Source organism: Bradyrhizobium sp. CCBAU 53421, assembly GCF_015291625.1.
Classification (GTDB): Bacteria; Pseudomonadota; Alphaproteobacteria; order Rhizobiales; family Xanthobacteraceae; genus Bradyrhizobium.
Genome location: NZ_CP030047.1, coordinates 219,406 through 238,041, shown reverse-complemented (window position 1 = coordinate 238,041; position 18,636 = coordinate 219,406). Strand labels below are relative to the sequence as shown.

The 18,636-nt window shown below is 63.1% G+C and carries 15 protein-coding genes; 6 read left to right on the top strand and 9 right to left on the bottom strand.

Annotation, left to right across the window (positions count from 1 at the left end):
- Nucleotides 1-281: 281 nt before the first annotated feature.
- Nucleotides 282-986: a YggS family pyridoxal phosphate-dependent enzyme gene (locus XH92_RS01105; RefSeq protein ID WP_194457593.1), complete on the bottom strand. Its 705-nt coding sequence runs from the start codon at nucleotides 984-986 to the stop codon at nucleotides 282-284.
- A gap of 108 nt (nucleotides 987-1,094) precedes the next feature.
- Here XH92_RS01105 and XH92_RS01100 point away from each other — a divergent pair, with 108 nt between their 5' ends.
- Entirely contained in the window at nucleotides 1,095-2,786 is a 1,692-nt protein-coding gene (locus XH92_RS01100; protein WP_194457592.1) for a diguanylate cyclase domain-containing protein, read from the top strand.
- 36 nt (nucleotides 2,787-2,822) lie between these two features.
- On the opposite strand, the gene XH92_RS01095 is transcribed toward XH92_RS01100, so the two are convergent.
- Entirely contained in the window at nucleotides 2,823-3,770 is a 948-nt protein-coding gene (locus XH92_RS01095; RefSeq protein WP_194457591.1) for a LysR family transcriptional regulator, read from the bottom strand.
- 104 nt (nucleotides 3,771-3,874) lie between these two features.
- On the opposite strand from XH92_RS01095, the gene XH92_RS01090 reads away from it, so the two are divergent.
- The 5 genes from XH92_RS01090 to holA all read left to right on the top strand — a co-directional run bounded on the left by XH92_RS01090 (nucleotide 3,875) and on the right by holA (nucleotide 9,730).
- A complete protein-coding gene (locus XH92_RS01090) occupies nucleotides 3,875-4,750 on the top strand; it encodes an alpha/beta fold hydrolase (RefSeq protein WP_194457590.1) in 876 nt (291 codons plus the stop codon).
- A gap of 148 nt (nucleotides 4,751-4,898) precedes the next feature.
- Complete coding sequence (locus XH92_RS01085; protein ID WP_210345531.1) at nucleotides 4,899-5,303, top strand: hypothetical protein; 405 nt, start codon at nucleotides 4,899-4,901, stop codon at nucleotides 5,301-5,303.
- A gap of 206 nt (nucleotides 5,304-5,509) precedes the next feature.
- Nucleotides 5,510-8,146 (top strand): leucine--tRNA ligase, encoded by a 2,637-nt coding sequence (gene leuS, locus XH92_RS01080; protein WP_194457589.1) that lies wholly within the window; start codon nucleotides 5,510-5,512, stop codon nucleotides 8,144-8,146.
- The gene (gene lptE / locus XH92_RS01075; RefSeq protein ID WP_194457588.1) at nucleotides 8,133-8,690 is read left to right on the top strand and encodes an LPS assembly lipoprotein LptE; all 558 of its coding nucleotides are present in this window, start codon (nucleotides 8,133-8,135) and stop codon (nucleotides 8,688-8,690) included. Before leuS ends, lptE begins: the two co-directional genes overlap by 14 nt.
- Before the next feature lie 8 nt (nucleotides 8,691-8,698).
- Entirely contained in the window at nucleotides 8,699-9,730 is a 1,032-nt protein-coding gene (holA, locus tag XH92_RS01070) for a DNA polymerase III subunit delta (protein WP_194457587.1), read from the top strand.
- A gap of 104 nt (nucleotides 9,731-9,834) precedes the next feature.
- On the opposite strand, the gene XH92_RS01065 is transcribed toward holA, so the two are convergent.
- The 7 genes from XH92_RS01065 to hemJ all read right to left on the bottom strand — a co-directional run bounded on the left by XH92_RS01065 (nucleotide 9,835) and on the right by hemJ (nucleotide 18,236).
- On the bottom strand, nucleotides 9,835-10,725 hold the full coding sequence (locus XH92_RS01065) for a ParB/RepB/Spo0J family partition protein (protein ID WP_194457586.1): 891 nt from the start codon (nucleotides 10,723-10,725) through the stop codon (nucleotides 9,835-9,837).
- A gap of 141 nt (nucleotides 10,726-10,866) precedes the next feature.
- Nucleotides 10,867-11,718, bottom strand: a complete 852-nt coding sequence (locus XH92_RS01060) for a ParA family protein (protein ID WP_194457585.1) — start codon at nucleotides 11,716-11,718, stop codon at nucleotides 10,867-10,869.
- Between the two features lie 31 nt (nucleotides 11,719-11,749).
- Nucleotides 11,750-12,415, bottom strand: coding sequence for a 16S rRNA (guanine(527)-N(7))-methyltransferase RsmG (gene rsmG / locus XH92_RS01055; RefSeq protein WP_194457584.1), 666 nt, complete (start codon nucleotides 12,413-12,415; stop codon nucleotides 11,750-11,752).
- A gap of 122 nt (nucleotides 12,416-12,537) precedes the next feature.
- A complete protein-coding gene (gene mnmG, locus XH92_RS01050; RefSeq protein ID WP_194457583.1) occupies nucleotides 12,538-14,421 on the bottom strand; it encodes a tRNA uridine-5-carboxymethylaminomethyl(34) synthesis enzyme MnmG in 1,884 nt (627 codons plus the stop codon).
- A gap of 231 nt (nucleotides 14,422-14,652) precedes the next feature.
- Complete coding sequence (gene mnmE / locus XH92_RS01045) at nucleotides 14,653-15,978, bottom strand: tRNA uridine-5-carboxymethylaminomethyl(34) synthesis GTPase MnmE (protein WP_194457582.1); 1,326 nt, start codon at nucleotides 15,976-15,978, stop codon at nucleotides 14,653-14,655.
- Between the two features lie 318 nt (nucleotides 15,979-16,296).
- Complete coding sequence (gene rho / locus XH92_RS01040; RefSeq protein WP_016841461.1) at nucleotides 16,297-17,562, bottom strand: transcription termination factor Rho; 1,266 nt, start codon at nucleotides 17,560-17,562, stop codon at nucleotides 16,297-16,299.
- 251 nt (nucleotides 17,563-17,813) lie between these two features.
- Nucleotides 17,814-18,236 carry a protoporphyrinogen oxidase HemJ gene (gene hemJ / locus XH92_RS01035; protein ID WP_194461051.1) on the bottom strand — a complete coding sequence of 141 codons (423 nt, stop codon included), beginning with the start codon at nucleotides 18,234-18,236 and terminating at the stop codon, nucleotides 17,814-17,816.
- Between the last annotated feature and the right edge of the window lie 400 nt (nucleotides 18,237-18,636).

Genomic DNA, 18,636 nt, shown 5'->3' with positions numbered 1-18,636 from the left:
GAAGGGACTCGTCGTTCCACCGTCGCTCAACGATGGCCATTGGTGGTTATTGGTCCCTGCTTTCGCAGGGACCACATCCCAATTGGTGCAACACCGTCATCCTGAGGTGCGAGCGGAGCGAGCCTCGAAGGATGCACGGCCCGGCTGATGGCCGTCGACCCTTCGAGACGCGCGGAGCCTGTCATCGGGCCGCGCTTTGCGCGGACCCGTTGGCGCTCCTCAGGGTGACGGGTCTGGTGACGGCAATCCTCGATGTGATCCTAGCGAGCAGCTCAACGACACTAGTTGTGTGGCACCGTCCGCGTCCCGAAGATCGCCGAGCCTACCCGCACATGGGTCGCGCCCATCTGGATCGCCACGGCGAAATCCGCGCTCATGCCCATCGAGAGATTCTTCAGCCCGTTGCGCGCGGCGATCTTGGCGCAGAGCGCGAAATGCGGCGCCGGCGCCTGGTCGACTGGCGGGATGCACATCAGTCCTGAAATCTGAAGACCATATTTGTCGCGGCATGCGGCGATGAAGGTATCCGCGTCCTGCGGCGCGACGCCGGCCTTCTGCGGCTCCTCGCCGGTATTGATCTGGACGAACAGATCCGGATGCTTGCCCTGATTTTTGATTTCCTTGGCTAACGCTTCGCAAATGCTGGCGCGGTCGACCGAATGGATGGCATCGAACAGCGCGACCGCCTCCTTGGCCTTGTTCGACTGCAACGGCCCGATCAGATGCAGCTGCAATCCGGGGTTGGCCTGGATCAATTCCGGCCACTTCCCCTTAGCCTCCTGCACGCGATTTTCGCCAAATACGCGCTGTCCGGCACCGATAATCGGTAAAATTGCGTCGGCCGCGAATGTCTTCGACACCGCGATCAAGGTCACCGACGCGCGGTCGCGCCGCGCCTCTTTGCAGGCGTGCGCGATCTCCCGCTCCACGGCGGCAAGGCCGTGTGGTGAATCAGCCGATAACGGCGCGGTCGGGCTTTGTGTCATGCTTGTGCCGTTCTCTGACAGATGCGGGTGTTGGCTCGAATTTTACCAAATTCGGGAAAGGCTTTTTGAAGCCCTGCATTTTACCCTGCACGCGGGCAAGGGAATAGAATGTCGGGCGTCACTTTCAACCGCAACCGGGTCAGACTCAAGAAGGTTCTGGGCATTCGTGCCCGGCTCGCCTTGCTTGCGGTGATGCTGGTCGCGCCCCTGATGCTCGACCGCGTCCGCACGCTGGAGAATTTCCGCACAACGCAGATTGCGCAGGCCGCGGCAGGCTACGCCAACCTCACCGCGCACGCCGCCGAAACCCAGCGCGAGGTGGTCTCCTCGGTCGAGACCATGCTGAAATCGGCCGCCTATATCCGCGCTTCCGGCGGCATCGGGCAGAGCTGTGAGGTGCTGCGCGCCAGCCTGCCGACGGTGCTGCCATGGATCCGCAGCATCATGTTCGTCTCGAGGGACGGGCTGGTGCAGTGCTCGACGCTCAACAGCCAGGTCGGGCTCAATCTCGGCGACCGCGAATATTTCAAGAAGGCGCAGGACAATCGCGGCTTCGTGTTCAGCGACTATCTGCGCGGCCGGACCAATGGCCGGCCGATGATGATGGCCGCCTATCCGGTGTCCGCGATCAATCCGGAACTGGACTCTGTCGTCGTCGCCGGCATCAATATCGACTGGCTGTCGCAGATCATGGCCAATCTCGGCGGCCAGCCCGGCATGTCGGCCGTGCTGGTCGACTCGACCGGCGTCGTGGTCGCAGCACCCGCGGACCATGCGAGCCTGATCGGTCGTTCGCTCGACACCATCCCCTTGATGGCCGCGATCGCGGAGAAGGCGCTGAGCTATGACGAACCATCAGGCTCGGTTTCGTTCACGGCGTCCGACGGCGCGCAGCGGACCTTGAGCTTCGCCCGCATCACCGGAACGCAATCCCGCCTGATCGTGAGCATGGACGAGGCCAAGGTGACGGCGGCGATCAGCCGCGAGATCCGCACCGCCTATCTGCAGCTTGGCTTCGTCTGTCTTTTCGTTTTGTTGGGTGCTCTCGTCGGCGCCGAGCGACTGGTGATCCACCCGATCGAGTTGATGACCAGCATGGCGCGGCGCTTCGGCGAGGGCGACTGGTCGGCCCGGGTCGCCAAGCACAAGCTGCCGTCGGAATTCGTGCCGCTGGCGCGCGCCTTCAACGCGATGGCGGCGCAGCTCAGCCAGCGCGAGCGCGAGCTCGTCGCCTCCAACGACCGCCTCACCGTGATGGCTTCGATCGATGCGCTGTCGGGCCTTGCCAACCGCCGCGGCTTCCAGAGCCGGCTCGATTTCGAGTGGATGCGGGCGCAGCAATATGAATGCGAGCTGTCGCTGATGATGATCGATGTCGATCACTTCAAGCTCTACAACGACACCTACGGCCATCCCGAAGGCGATGTCTGCCTGACCCGGATCGGCGAGACGCTGTCCGGGATCGCCGCCGACACCATGGGATTTGCCGGCCGCTACGGCGGCGAGGAATTTTGCCTGTTGCTGCCGAACACCGATGCCGCGCATGCGCTCGCGATCGGCGAGACCGTGCGCACCGCAGTGCTCGGCCTCGCCGTGCCGCACGCGCCGTCGAGCCATTGCATCGTCACCGTCAGCGTCGGCGTCGCGACGACCAAGCCGAACGAGACCCAGCGCCCGGGCGACCTGATCGAAGCCGCGGATGCCGCCCTCTACGCCGCCAAGCGCCGCGGCAGGAATGCCGTGATCGAGCACGGGTTCCTGCAGACGCTGGATGAAGCGGGAATGGCGCTTGCGAGTTGAGCGTGCTCGCCGTGCAGGGCGAAGACGCGAGCAATTCTATCCACGAGCAGCACGGTTACGGGGGCCGCCTTTCGAGGTCATGCCGTTTGGTACGGCGAGGCGCTCCCTGAGACGCGGCACCGCGAAGTCGAGAAACACGCGCAATTTCGCCGGCATGAAGCGATTTGGCGAGTACACGAAGTTGACGGGTTGCGGCGGCGGCTGGAAATCCTGCAGAAGCGGAATCAGCCGCCTCGAACTTATCGAGTCGGCGAGGAGATAAGAGAACGCCTCGGTGATTCCGAGGCCTCCGCGTGCAGCATCGCACGCCGACTCGAGATTGCTCGCGACGAAGCGCGACCGAACGGGCACCACATAGTCGGTCCGGTCTCGTTTGAATCTCCATGTCGATGGCGACTGCATCGGCGGATAACTGATGCAGTCGTGCGCCTGGAGGTCGTCAGGCGATTTGGGCATTCCGCGAGATTCCAGATATTCCGCGCTGGCACAAACCACGCGGTGGATTTCCCCCACGCGGACCGCGATCAGGCTGCTGTCAGCCAGCTCGCCGACGCGAAGCGCAACGTCAATGTGCTCTTCCAGGAGATTGACCGTCCGGTCCTCTAGATTGAGATGAACGTCCACTTCGGGGAACGTCTTCAGGAACTCTGACAGAATCGGCTGCAGACATGAGCGCCCGAGCGCGACGAGCGTCGAAACACTCAGCTCCCCTCGCGGTGTTTCGTACTCGCCGGCAACAGCCCGCTCGGCTTCCGAGACATCGGCAAGGATTCGCTTTGCTGCGGCGATGTAGGAGAGCCCCGCATCGGTCGGGACGAATGCGCGCGTCGACCGATTGAACAACTTCGTGCGAAGATGCGCTTCCAGCTCCGACACCTTGCGGCTCACGGTCGCCAGCGGCATTTTCCTGCGACGGGCCGCAGCAGTCAGGCTTCCGGCTTCGGCCACTGCCAATACGATCGACATTCCTTCGAAGCGATCCATTTGTTACTTCCATTTTTTGGAAGAATGTATCTCGATACTGCCAGATACCGATCAATTTCGGAAGAGCCTATCCATTACCGCCAAGCAGCGAAGGGATATGCATCATGTCACAGCCAGTGAACGACGACGCGATCGGCTTCTTCGAGATCGACGGGGATATCACGCTCAGGCGCATGGTTCTGCGCAACGCGAACCCGAAGGGGACCGTTCTCTTCCTGCATGGGTTTCCGGAAACGCTGCATGCCTGGAAGGGTATCGCCGAAGCTCTGGCTGTTGACTACGAGGTCCACGCTTTCGACTGGCCAGGTTACGGCCTGTCGTCGCGGCCGACGGCCGACAGGTTTTCCTATGCGCCGAAGGACTACGCGCGTGTTCTCGATCGATACATCGGAAAGGCAGGCATCGACACATCGAAGCTCACGATCTACGCAACCGATATCGGAGCGCTGCCGGCGCTTCTGCTGGCTCTTGAAAAACCCGATATCGCAAGGACGATCATCGTGGGCGATTTCGCCCCGTTCAACCGGCCCCAGTTCATGTATGCGAGCCTGCAAGCCCTGAAGGCGGCGCCTGCGATGGACCAGGTCCGCGCCGCCCTGAACAGCAATCGCGACGAGATCCTGGAGAACACCTTCACGCGGGGCTTGCCCAAGGAAGGGCATTTTGAAGTCGCGCGCGAATTCAAGGACGACATGTCCCGGGCATGGACTCATGGAGCGATGACGACCGCGGACGCGTTCTCCCACTATTACTCGCACTTTACGCGAGACCAGGATCACTTCGAATCGCAACTGGCGCGGCTCAAGACACCCGTGAAAGTGGTTTGGGGCGAGGAAGATCTCTACATCAACAAGGCGATGGGAGCGGAGTTCGCCGCAAGGCTGCGTGCGGAGCTCACCCTGCTTCCCGGCATGGGCCATTTCCCCCATTTGCAGAACCCAGCACGGGCCATCGATGAGGTTCGCGCCGCATTCCGATGAGCCGCCAGCGGCTGCGCGTTGAGCTGAAGTCCGACGCGCCGGTCCGTTGTGCTCACGGCAAATCGATTGAACCGACACGGCAACGTTCGCCTATGCTCTCCCAACGGGTTCACCGGTCGCCTGAGTGAAACAACAGAGGGGAGATAACATGAAATTCGTATCTGCCGCCGCATTGGCACTTGTGGGCTGCCTTGTCGGCTTCAATTCCGCAAACGCACAAGGAGCCGCCATGAAGACAACGCCGACAACCAAGATTCTCGCCATTGGGACCATCAATCCCGGCTTTGAACAATCGCAGGTGTTTGCTGTCCTACCGGACGAAGTTCGCGAAACGGTCGACCTCTACCTCGATGGCAAGATCGAGCAGTGGTACTCGCTGCAGGGAGGAAAGCGGGGCGTTGCGTTCATCATCGACGCCACCGATCCGGCTGTCGCCCACGACATGCTCGAGAAGCTGCCGTTGGGCAAAGCGCACATGATGAGCTTCGAACTGATCCCCATCGGCCCGCTCAACCCGCTTCGCCTCCTGCAGGGCATGCAACCGAAACCCTGAGATATGCAGGGCCTTCCTCGGACGTCATGCGCGGTGGGTTCCCGACGGGCTCCCGTGGGGCGACCTTCTCAGCCTGGCCTCACCATCACCGATGGCGGGCCATGAGCATTTGGCAGGCTCCAAGCCGTTGACCCCGCAGGCGCTTTTGTGGCCTAGTCCGCCGTCCCCGGACGGGACCCGAAAATCACCAAAAGCCCAGCTATTTCATGACCGCCGAACGCTACAACGCCCGTGAATCCGAACCCCGCTGGCAAGCCACCTGGGACGAAAAGGCGATATTCGCCTCCAAGAACGACGATCCGCGGCCGAAATACTATGTGCTCGAGATGTTCCCCTACCCGTCGGGGCGCATCCATATGGGGCACGTGCGCAACTACACGATGGGCGACGTGCTGGCCCGCTTCATGCGCGCCAAGGGCTACAACGTGCTGCATCCGATGGGCTGGGATGCGTTCGGCCTGCCGGCGGAGAATGCCGCGATCGAGCGCAAGGTCGCGCCGAAGGCCTGGACCTACGACAACATCGCCGCGATGAAGAAGCAGCTTCAGAGGATGGGGTTGTCTCTTGACTGGAGCCGCGAGTTCGCGACCTGCGACCCCAGCTACTACAAGCATCAGCAGAAGATGTTCCTGGACATGCTGCGCGCCGGCCTCGCCGAGCGCGAGAAGCGCAAGCTGAACTGGGACCCGGTCGACATGACCGTGCTCGCCAACGAGCAGGTGATCGACGGCCGCGGCTGGCGCTCGGGCGCCGTCGTCGAGCAGCGCGAGATGAGCCAGTGGGTCTTCAAGATCACGAAGTACTCGCAGGAGCTCTTGGAAGCGCTGGATGGTCTCGACCGCTGGCCGGACAAGGTGCGGCTGATGCAGCGCAACTGGATCGGCCGCTCCGAAGGCCTGCTGATCCGCTTCGCGCTGGATCCGGCGACGACGCCGGACGGCGAGAGCGAGCTGAAGATCTTCACCACGCGGCCGGACACGCTGTTCGGCGCAAAATTCATGGCGATCTCGGCGGATCATCCGCTGGCGGTAGCTGCTGCCGCGAAGAACCCGAAGCTCGCCGAGTTCATCGCCGACATCAAGAAGATCGGCACCGCGCAATCGATCATCGACACCGCCGAGAAGCAGGGCTTCGACACCGGCATCAAGGCGGTGCATCCGTTCGATCCGAGCTGGAAGCTGCCGGTCTATGTCGCGAACTTCGTGCTGATGGAATACGGCACCGGCGCGATCTTCGGCTGCCCGGCGCACGACCAGCGCGACCTCGACTTCGTCAACAAATACGGCCTCGGCAACGTGCCGGTGGTTTGCCCCGAAGGCCAGGACCCCAAGACGTTCGTGATCACCGACACCGCCTATGACGGCGACGGCCGCATGATCAATTCGCGCTTCCTCGATGGCATGACGATCGAAGCGGCGAAGGAAGAGGTCGCGAAGCGGCTGGAGAGCGAACTGCGCGGTAATGCACCGGTCGGCGAACGCCAGGTGAATTTCCGGCTGCGCGACTGGGGCATTTCGCGGCAGCGCTATTGGGGCTGCCCGATCCCGGTGATCCATTGTCCGAAGTGCGACGTGGTGCCGGTGCCCGACGACCAGTTGCCGGTGACGCTGCCCGAGGATGTCAGCTTCGACAGGCCGGGCAACGCGCTCGACCATCATCCGACCTGGAAGCACGTCAACTGCCCGCAGTGCGGCGGCAAGGCCGTGCGCGAAACCGACACGATGGACACCTTCGTGGATTCGTCGTGGTACTTCGCGCGCTTCACTGATCCCTGGAACGCAACCGCGCCGACCACGCCCGCGGTCGCCAACCGGATGATGCCGGTCGACCAGTATATCGGCGGCGTCGAGCATGCGATCCTGCATCTGCTCTACAGCCGCTTCTTCACCCGCGCGATGAAGGCCACCGGCCATATCGATATGAGCGAGCCGTTCGCCGGCATGTTCACCCAGGGCATGGTGGTGCACGAGACCTACCAGAAGGCCGACGGCAGCTGGGTCACGCCGGACGAGGTGAAGATCGAGGTGGGCAGCAACGGCCGCCGCGCGATGCTGACGGCCACCGGCGAGGACATCGAGATCGGCCCGATCGAGAAGATGTCGAAGTCGAAGAAGAACACCGTCGACCCCGACCATATAATCACCGGTTATGGGGCCGACACGGCACGTTGGTTCATGCTGTCGGACTCCCCTCCAGATCGGGATGTCGTGTGGAGCGAGGACGGCATTCAAGGAGCCGGCCGCTTCGTCCAGCGAATTTGGCGCTTGATCAACACTGTCGCACCCCATCTGCCTCCGCCGGGCACGAAGCCCGATGTCGCCAATAACCATCCAAGTGCCAAAGCGCTAAGGATGATTACGCATCAGGTGCTAGCCGACGTGTCCGGTTGCATTGAGCGCCTGCGCTTCAATACAGCAGTGGCAAAAATCTACAGTTTTGTCAGTGACCTGTCCGAAATTGCGGACGACCCGCTGCGTCACATTGAGCGCGACCCCATTTATGGGGCCGCGGCGCGTGAAGCCTTTGACGTGCTCGTACAATTGATTGCACCCATGATGCCACACCTGGCTGAGGAGTGTTGGCACGCAATCGGTCACGGAACCCTGGTAACGGAAGCCCCTTGGCCCAAAATTGAGCCGGCGCTACTGGTTTCCGAAACGGTGACCCTGGTCGTCCAGGTCAACGGTAAAAAACGAGGTGATGTTACCGTGCCACGGGCGGCGCAAAATGCGGATATAGAGGCTGCCGTTTTGGCGCTCGATGCGGTAAAAGCCGCCTTGGGCGGCAAACCCGTCCGCAAGGTGATCGTGGTGCCCATGAGGATCGTCAATGTTGTCGGCTAGGATCAGGATCGCCGCCCGGCTCGTGGCCGTGGCTGCCTTGGCCGCGCTGACGGCCGGATGCTTCCAGCCGATGTATGCCGAGCGCACGCTCGACGGTCAGTCGTCCGCCTTGCGCGAAAAGCTGATGGGTGTCGAGGTTCCCCCGGTCGACAAGGCGAACGCGTCCCGCGAGGCCCGGGTCGGCGTCGAGGTCCGCAACGCCCTCGCCTTCAAGCTCTACGGCACCGCCACCGGCGCGCCGCCGACGCACCGGCTGGTGCTGCGCTTCTATACCAGCCGCTCCTCGCTGATGATCGATCCAACCACCGCGCTGCCGACCAGCGAGAACTACGGTATCGACGCCCAGTTCAACCTGGTCGAGATCGCGTCGAACAAATCGGTCATGACCGGCACCACCTTCTCGCGCGTGTCCTATGACATGCCGGGCTCCTATCAGCGCTTCGCCCGGACCCGCGCCCTCCGCGACGCCGAGGACCGCGCCGCGCAGGAGATCGCCGACAACATCCAGACCCGGCTCGCCTCGTTCTTCTCGGCCGGGACCTGATCGCCGCATTGGTCGCGCTTCGCGGAAAAGAGATCGACAGCTTCCTCGCCCGGCCTGATGCCGGCCGTCCGATCATCCTGCTTTACGGCCCGGACCTCGGCCTGGTGCGCGAGCGCGCAGACGCGCTGATGGCCTCCGCGGTCGACGATCCCAACGATCCATTCTCGGTGGTGCGGCTCGATGGCGACGAGCTCGCCGCCGAGCCGTCGCGGCTGGTCGATGAAGCCATGACGGTGCCGCTGTTCGGCGGCCGCCGCGCGATCCGCGTCCGCGCCGGCTCGCGCAACTTCTCCAGCGGTGTCGAGACGCTAACCGAGACCCCAGCCCTGAAGGATTGCCGCATCGTGATCGAGGCCGGCGAGCTCAGGCCGGAATCCCCGCTGCGCAAAATCTGCGAGCGGGCCAAGAATGCGGTCGCGATCGGCTGCTATCCCGACACCGAACGCGACCTGACCAAGCTGATCGAGGACGAGCTGCGGGTTTCAAATCTGCGGCTCGCGGCGGATGCGCGCGCGGTGCTGATGTCGCTGCTCGGCGGCGACCGCATGGCCTCGCGCAACGAGCTGCGCAAGCTCGCGCTGTTCGCACACGGCAAGGGCGAGATCACGCTCGACGACGTGATGACCGTGGTCTCCGACGCCTCCGAACTGAAGCTCGATCCGATCGTCGACGGCGCGTTCGCCGGTAACGCTGCGCTGGTCGAAACCGAGTTCACCAAGGCGATGGTCGCCGGCACCTATCCCGGCGTGATCATCTCGGCCGCGCAGCGCCAGGCGGCGTGGCTGCATAAATCGGCGCTCGCGATCGCCGACGGCACGCCGGCGTCGGTCGTGCTCGAAGGCGGATTTCCGCGGCTGCACTTCTCGCGCAAGCCGGCGGTCGAGATCGCGCTGCGCAATTTCACGCCGCAGCGGCTGGTGAACGTGATCGATCAGCTCGCCACCGCGGCGCTCGACATGCGCAAGCAGGCCTCGCTCGCCGCGGTCATCGCGCAGCGCGCGCTGCTGTCGATCGCAGCGAATGCGAAGCGGCGGGGGTGATATTGGAGTCATTCCGGGGCATGCGAGGCATGAACCCGGAATCTGGAGGTGATGGAAGGAGATTCCGGGTTCGCGCTGACGCGCGCCCCGGAATGACGAAACCGCTAACCGCCTTCCAGCCGCCGTACCACCTCATCGAGCTGCTCGAGATTGCGGTAGTTGATCTGGACGGTGCCGCCGGGATCGCGATGGCTGACGGTGACGGTCAGGCCGAGCGCATCGCTGACGCGCTTCTCCAGCGCCAGCGTATCGGCGTCCTTGTCGACCTTGGCCGCGGCGCTGCTCCGCGCCTTCTGCGGCTTGCGCTCCGGCACGCCCTCCTCATGCGCCAGCGCCTCGGCCTGGCGGACGTTAAGGCCTTCGGCGACGATGCGCTTTGCGGCAGTGAGCGGATCCGGCACGCCGATCAGCGCGCGGGCGTGGCCGGCGGAGAGATCGCCCTTCGAGATCAGCGCCTGCACTTCGGCGGGCAGCTTGGTCAGCCGCATCATGTTGGCGACATGGCTACGGCTCTTGCCGACGATCTTGGCGATGTCTTCCTGGCTGCGTTTGAACTCGTCGGCGAGCGAATGATAGCCCAACGCCTCTTCCATCGCGTTGAGGTCTTCGCGCTGGACGTTCTCGATGATCATGATCTCGAGCGCGTCGGCATCGTTCACCTCGACCGGCACGATCGGCACTTCGTGCAGGCCGGCGAGCTGCGAGGCACGCCAGCGGCGTTCGCCGGCGATGATCTCAAAGCGGTCCTGCGCGCCCTTGATCGCGCGCACCACGATCGGCTGGATCACGCCGCGCGCCTTGATCGAATCGGCGAGCTCGCCGAGCTCGGCATCGGCGAAGCTGCGCCGCGGATTGCGCGGGTTGGCCTTGAGGAATTCGATCGGCACCTTGCGCTGCGAGCGCGGCCGCTCGACATGCGCGGCCGCCTCGCCGCCGACATCTCCGATCAGGCTTGCCAGCCCGCGCCCCAGTCGCGAACGCGCTTCATCGGCCATTGTTGCGAGCTCCCTTGGATTCACGCGCACTACTCCAGACTTGAATTTCAGAATCGCAGGACGGGTCGCGCGCAGCGAAACCCATCGCTCTCGTTGCGGGCCAGGATGGGGATCGCGTCACTGCGCCCATCCTCCACATCGTCAATTTGCGCGCAGCTCGCGCTCGCGCTGGATCACTTCGGTGGCGAGCTTGAGATACGCATCGCTGCCGGCGCATTTGAGATCGTAGACCAGCACCGGCTTGCCGTAGGACGGCGCTTCCGAGATGCGCACGTTGCGCGGGATCATGGTGTCGTAGACCTTGTTGCCCATGAACTGGCGCACGTCCGCAACCACCTGGTTGGAGAGGTTGTTGCGCGAGTCGAACATGGTCAGCACGATGCCGTGGATCGACAGGGTCGGATTGAGCGTCGAGCGCACCTGCTCCACCGTCTGCAGCAATTGCGACAGACCTTCGAGCGCGAAGAACTCGCATTGCAGCGGCACCAGGATCGCATCCGACGCGGCCATTGCATTCACGGTGAGCAAATTGAGCGAGGGCGGGCAGTCGATCAACACGTAGGTGTAATCAGAGTCCGGCGAAACGTTGTTGTTCAGCCCCGCGATCGCATCGCGCAGCCGAAACGCGCGGCCCGGCGTGGTGCCGAGCTCGAGCTCGAGGCCGGAGAGATCCATGGTGGAGGCGGCGATATGCAGCCGCGGCACCGCGGTCGCGACCACGGCATCGCGCAGCGGCGCCTCGCCGATCAGCACGTCGTAGGTCGAGCAGCTGCGATTGCGGCGATCGATGCCGAGGCCGGTCGAGGCGTTGCCCTGCGGATCGAGATCGACAATCAGCACACGCTCGCCAATCGCAGCGAGTGCGGTGCCAAGATTGATCGCTGTGGTGGTCTTGCCGACGCCGCCCTTCTGGTTGGCGAGCGACAGGATGCGCGGATGGCCCGGCGCTTGAAGCGCCTTATCCCCTTGATAAACCTCGTCCATCACAGTCATACCAAAATACCATTTGCTCTTGCGGAGTCCCCTAGCGCCGCTCGATTGACCCGAGTTCGACGATCCAGCCCTGTCCGCCGGTCCGGCTGGCGTGTAGCTTTGGCTCAATATTCCAATATTTAGTAGCCTCGGTCAATTCGGCATCTACATCTTGACCCTTCAAAAACAGCGCCTTAGCGCCCTTTTTGACCCACGGCTCTGCAAAGCCGATCAGTTGATGTAACGGAGCCAACGCCCGCGCGGTGACGCAATCGATGGGGCCCGCGATTCTATCCACAGTATCCCCGATATCAGCCAAGTGCACCGTCCCAGGAGACGCCGTGACCCGAATCGCCTCACGCAAGAATGCGGCCTTCTTGGCGATTCGCTCAACCAGATGGATCGACGCGCCAGGTGTCTCGGCCAACGCGCAGGCGAGCACGACGCCGGGAAAGCCGCCGCCGCTGCCGAGGTCGACCCAGGACCTTGCTGTTGGCGCAAGGCTCAGGAGCTGCAACGAATCGGAGACGTGGCGGGTCCAGAGATTCGGGAGCGTGGAGGGGGCGACGAGATTGGTCTTGGCCTGCCACTCCAGAAGGAGGGCGATGTAGCGATCGAGCCGGGCCTCTGTTTCACGTGAAACAGGCGTCAGCGCGAGCGCCGCCGCCTTGTCCTTGGCGGAGACGCTGAGTTGTGCGGATTGCGGGGCAGGAGCCATTCTTGGTGCAGGCCGTACCGTCTGACGAAATGAAAACCGAGCGGGAGGCCGAAGAGCGCCGGGATCCGTCGATTCGCCCTTGCAAAAGATAGGCGCTCATCCCTCCCGTTTCACGTGAAACGTCAGGCCATCGCCTTGGCTGATTTCCGTCGCGCCTCGCGCCGCAGATAGGCCGCCAGGATACCTAGCGCCGCCGGCGTCATGCCGTCGATTCGGCCCGCCTGCCCGACCGTCCGCGGCTGCGCCTTCTGCAACTTGGCGCGCGCTTCGTTCGAAAGGCCGGGTACATCGGCATAGTCGACATCGGTCAGGACCAGGCCCTCGTCACGCCGGAAGGCGTCAACGTCGGCGGTCTGGCGCTTCAGATAGACATCATATTTGGCATCGATCTCGAGATGCACAGCGATCGCAGGGTCAATGGCCGACAGCTCCGGCCAGATCGCCCGGACTGCCGGCCACTCGATCTCCGGATAGGCCAGCAGCTCGAAGGCGGACCGGCGATGGCCGTCGCGATTGAGTGCCAGTCCATGCTTTGCAGCCTCATTCGGCGTGATCGCGAGCGACTTCGCCAAGGTCTTGGCCGCATTCAAGGCCGCCATCTTGGTCCGGTGACGCTCCGCGCGTGCCCCACCGACGCATCCGAGCGCGATCCCCTTGTCGGTCAGCCGCTGGTCGGCATTATCGGCCCGCAACGTCAGCCGATACTCGGCGCGCGAGGTGAACATGCGATAGGGCTCGGTGATCCCGCGGGTCACGAGGTCGTCGATCATCACCCCGAGATAGCCGTCTGCGCGGTCGAATACGATCGGATCGGTCCCGCTGGCGGCCAATGCGGCATTGAGCCCGGCAACGATGCCCTGCCCGGCCGCCTCTTCGTATCCCGTGGTGCCATTGATTTGGCCGGCGAGAAAAAGCCCGCGCAGGCGCTTGGTCTCAAGGGTCGGATCGAGCTCGCGGGGATCGACGTGGTCGTATTCGATCGCATAGCCCGGCCGGACCATCTTCACCCGCTCAAGACCGGGGATGCTGGCGAGGATCGCGAGCTGCACTTCCTCCGGAAGCGAGGTCGAGATGCCGTTGGGATAGACCGTGCTGTCGTCGAGCCCTTCCGGCTCCAGGAAGATCTGGTGACCGTCACGATCGCCGAACCGGACGATCTTGTCCTCGATAGAAGGGCAATAGCGCGGTCCGGAGCTCTTGATCTGGCCGGAATACATCGGCGAGCGATGCACATTGGCCCGGATCACCTCATGGGTCGCCGGCGTGGTCCGGGTGATGCCGCACTGGATCTGCGGGGTCGTGATCCGGTCCGTCATGACCGACAACGGCTCCGGAGGCTCGTCTCCGGGCTGCATTTCGACCGCGGACCAGTCGATCGTGGTGCCGTCGAGACGCGGCGGCGTTCCGGTCTTGAGCCGGCCGAGCACAAAACCGGCCTGTTCGAACGAGGCGGACAGCCCCATGGCCGGCGCCTCGCCCACCCGGCCAGCCGGCCAGTTCTTTTCGCCGAGATGGATCAGACCGCGCAGGAAGGTCCCGGTCGTGATCACAACCGCACCCGCCGCAAGCTGGCGGCTGTTGCCCAGGCGGATGCCGGTCACGCGTCCATCAACGACAATCAGCTCATCCGCCTCGCCCTCGATGACGCTGAGGTTCGCGGTCTCGGCAATCGCCGCCTGCATCGCGGCCGCATAAAGCTTGCGGTCGGCCTGGGCCCGCGGTCCGCGGACCGCCGGACCCTTGCGGCGATTGAGCATGCGGAACTGGATGCCGCCGGCGTCGGCGACACGACCCATCAGACCGTCCAGCGCGTCGACTTCGCGGACCAGATGGCCCTTGCCGAGCCCTCCGATCGCGGGATTGCACGACATCGCGCCGATGGTCGCGAAGCGATGGGTCACCAGGGCGGTCTTCGCGCCGATCCGGGCGGCCGCGCTCGCGGCCTCACAGCCGGCATGGCCGCCGCCGATAACGATGACGTCGAATGAGTCTGCCTTGGATGTCATGGCGGGACTTCTATCGTGGAGTGATGAAAGCCGGAAGAACGAAGTTGGGGCCGCGATCCGCGACCCGGCCATCCCAGCGAGATATGGATTGCGTCGTTTCGCACGCAATGACGGCACGGGCTGTTTCACGTGAAACAGGTCAGTCGCCTCAGGGGCATTGTTTCACGTGAAACAGCACGGCCTTCTTAACCAAATCGAAACCATGTTTCACGTGAAACAGATGGCTGACGGCTACTTGCCGACGCAGAACTCACGGAAGATCACGTCCAGGATGTCCTCGACGTCGACCCGACCAAGCAGGCGGCCAAGTGAGGTGGCCGCACGGCGAAGTTCCTCAGCGGCGAGTTCCTCGCCCTGCCCGACCACGTCGATGCTGCGCTGAAGGGACTCGACGGTCTCCTCAAGCAATCCGCGCTGCCGGGCCCGGCTGATCAGACCTCCCTCGCTGGTCGCGAAATAGTCGTGAGCGAAACCGACCAGTGCGGCGATCAGCTCAGAGAGGCCATCGCCGCGGGCAGCGGAGATCCTGAATTCGGGATAGCTACCTCCCTCGCCCCGTAGGTTCCTGACGAGGTCGATCTTGTTCCGCACCAGCCAGGTTGGGGTCGAGCCGCCATGTCCCACCTCCGCGCTGCCGCTGTCCGCCAGCCACAGTACGAGATCGGCTTCCGCGGCGCGGGCCCGGGCGCGGCGGACCCCCTCCTGCTCCACGGGGTCATTGGTCTCACGGATTCCGGCGGTGTCGATGACCGTGACGGGATAGCCGTCGAGATCGAGCTGGACCTCGATCACGTCGCGGGTCGTGCCGGCATGCGGCGAGACGATCGCGACCTCGCGCTTGGCAAGTTGATTGATCAGGGTCGATTTGCCGACATTCGGCGGGCCCGCGATCGCGACCACCAGGCCGTCGCGCAGCCGCTCACTTTGCCCCTGCCCCGCAAGCACTCCCTTTATCTCATGGTGCAGCGCCCGGATCCGCTCGAGCGCCGGCGCGATCAGCTCCGCCGGCACATCGCCTTCATCGGAGAAATCGATGCCGGCCTCAATCAACGCCGACGCCGCGATGATCCGCTCGCGCCAGTCACGCGCGCGATCGCCGAGCAACCCCTTGAGCTGGCGCAGCGCCTGCCGCCGCTGGCGGTCGGTATCGGCGTGGATCAGATCGTCGAGGCCTTCGGCCTCGGTCAGGTCGAGCTTGCCGTTCTCGAATGCCCGCCGAGTGAATTCGCCGGGCTCGGCCGGCCGCACATTCTCGAACCCGGCGATGGCATCGAATAGCGCCGCCAACACCGCGCGTCCGCCGTGGACATGGAACTCGGCGACATCCTCGCCGGTCGCACTCGCTGGGCCAGGAAACCACAACACGACCGCGTCATCGATTGGCTGATGGTTCGAATCGTGGAGCAGCGCGCGGGTTGCCATTCGCGGGGTCGGCATCTTGCCTGCAAGTCCCGCAATGACCGACTCGGCCATTGGGCCAGACAGCCTGACAATGGCGATCGCACTCGGCGGCCGGCCGGAGGATAGTGCGAAGATGGTCTGGTCGCGCGGATGCATCGCTTATTTCTTCCAGCAAATCAGCAAAGGCAATGCCGCTTCGATCTCGCATGCCCCCAGGGTATAATGCTGCAATGCAACATGCGCCCTGCTTTCCTGCGCAGCAGCCGCGCAGCAATTTTGCTGCGGTGTCACCACCCTGCTCACAAAGCCAGGATATAAATATAAATTATATCAGACAGTTAAATGAATGCCTGCGCAGCAGCCGACCCCAATTCATGCTGCGTTATGCTGCAGCAAACCCGCAGCATGAAAAAGGGCGCCCCGCTTGTGCGGAGCGCCCTTTCCTTTCGGCCCATGGCCTCAAGTGTTATGGCCTCAGGTGTTCATGGAATCGAAGAATTCCGAGTTGCTCTTCGTGTTCCGGAGCTTGTCGAGCAGGAAGTCGATCGCGTCCATGGTGCCCATCGGATTGAGGATGCGGCGCAGGACGTACATCTTCTTCAGCACCTGCGGATCGGTGATCAGTTCCTCCTTGCGGGTGCCCGAGCGGGCGATGTCGATCGCCGGGAAGGTCCGCTTGTCCGAAACCTTGCGGTCGAGGATCAGTTCGGAGTTACCGGTTCCCTTGAACTCTTCGAAGATGACTTCGTCCATGCGGCTGCCGGTGTCGACCAGCGCGGTCGCGATGATGGTCAGCGAACCGCCCTCCTCGATGTTGCGCGCGGCACCGAAGAAGCGCTTCGGACGCTGCAGGGCGTTGGCGTCGACACCGCCGGTCAGCACCTTGCCGGATGACGGCACGACGGTGTTGTAGGCGCGGCCGAGGCGCGTGATCGAATCGAGCAAGATCACGACGTCGCGGCCGTGCTCGACGAGGCGCTTGGCCTTCTCGATCACCATCTCGGCGACCTGGACGTGACGCACGGCCGGCTCGTCGAAGGTCGACGACACCACCTCGCCCTTCACCGAGCGCTGCATGTCCGTGACTTCTTCCGGACGTTCGTCGATCAGCAGCACGATCAGATAGCAGTCCGGATGATTGGCGGTGATCGAGTGCGCGATGTTCTGCATCAGCACCGTCTTGCCGGTGCGCGGCGGCGCCACGATCAACGCGCGCTGGCCCTTGCCGATCGGCGCGACGATGTCGATCACGCGGGCAGAAAGGTCTTTCTTGGTGGAATCCTCGAGCTCCATGCGGAAACGCTGATTGGGAAACAGCGGCGTGAGGTTGTCGAAATTGACCTTGTGCTTCGACTTTTCCGGGTCTTCGAAATTGAGCGTGTTGACCTTCAGCAGCGCGAAATAGCGTTCGCCTTCCTTCGGGCTGCGGATGTGGCCTTCGATGGTGTCGCCGGTGCGCAGGCCGAAGCGGCGGATCTGCGACGGCGAGACGTAGATGTCGTCGGGACCGGGCAGGTAGTTCGCGTCGGGCGAACGAAGGAAGCCGAATCCATCGGACAGCACCTCCACAACGCCCTCGCCGACAATGTCGGTCTCGGCGGCGGCGAGGTTCTTGAGAATTGCGAACATCAGCTCCTGCTTACGCATGGTGCTGGCATTCTCGACCCCATTCTCTTCCGCGAACGAGACGAGCTCGGCCGGCGTTTTCGATTTGAGGTCCTGGAGTTTGATTTCCCGCATCGGGGTCGTCCTGTGAGGAAGTAAGTAGGGAAGGGGTGCGAGGTGGCTTGGAAAAAGCGGACGCCAAAGGAAGGTCCGCAGGTCTCAGCCAGGAAAGTGCCGTTTGGGCTTTCAAACCTGATGCGGCGCCGGCCCGAAAAGAACCGAAACGCGACCACATCCGCCTGCGTGGGGTGGGATAAACCTTATATAGAAAATCGATTCGTCCTTCGCAAGAAGGACTGAAGCATGCTTCTTAGGCATCGCGATGTCTAGAACGGCTTCACGACCACCATGATCACGATCAGGATCATCAGAAGCGTCGGCACCTCGTTGATAATACGGTAGAATTTCTGAGTCCGCTGATTCCGGTCGGCGGCGAAATCCTTCACGCAGCGGGACAAAAAGCCGTGGATACCCGACATGATGAGCACCAGCGTAAATTTGACGTGAAACCAGCCCGATAGGTACCAGTGTCCGGCCCAGACCAGATAAAGCCCGGCAAGCCAGGTCACGATCATCGCGGGGTTGATGATCGCCTTCAAAAGCCGCCGCTCCATGACCTTGAAGGTCTCGGACTGCGTCGAGCCGGTCTCGGCCTCGCAATGATAGACGAACAGCCGCGGCAGATAGAGCATGCCCGCCATCCAGGAGATCACGGCAACGATGTGCAGGGCCTTGATCCAGTCATACAACATCGCAGCGATGCCTTTCAGGGAACAGCTCGGGCGGTCTCGGCGTTGCGAGCCATGCTCCGCCGGCGAGGGACGGATACATATCCGCACACACGGCTCTCCTAAACCTAATTAATTTTAGAATCTAAGGTTTGAGTCTTAGTGGCGGTGAATTTGACTCATGCAATGCGATCCAGCCATTCTTCGGGGCTTGTTCACATCCCTCAACATTCCGGCCAGCCGCGGCGAAAATCCGGAATCTGTTGCTCGACTCAATTGGTTGCGTGGCTCTGCGGCCAGCTTATCAAGAGACAAATCCACACCGGTTCACTATCATCCTTGCCGTGACGTCGACTTATCCTTTTCCGCGGTGCTGTGAAGAAAGGGACGAGATATACAAAGGCCTGGCGGCGGACCCGGA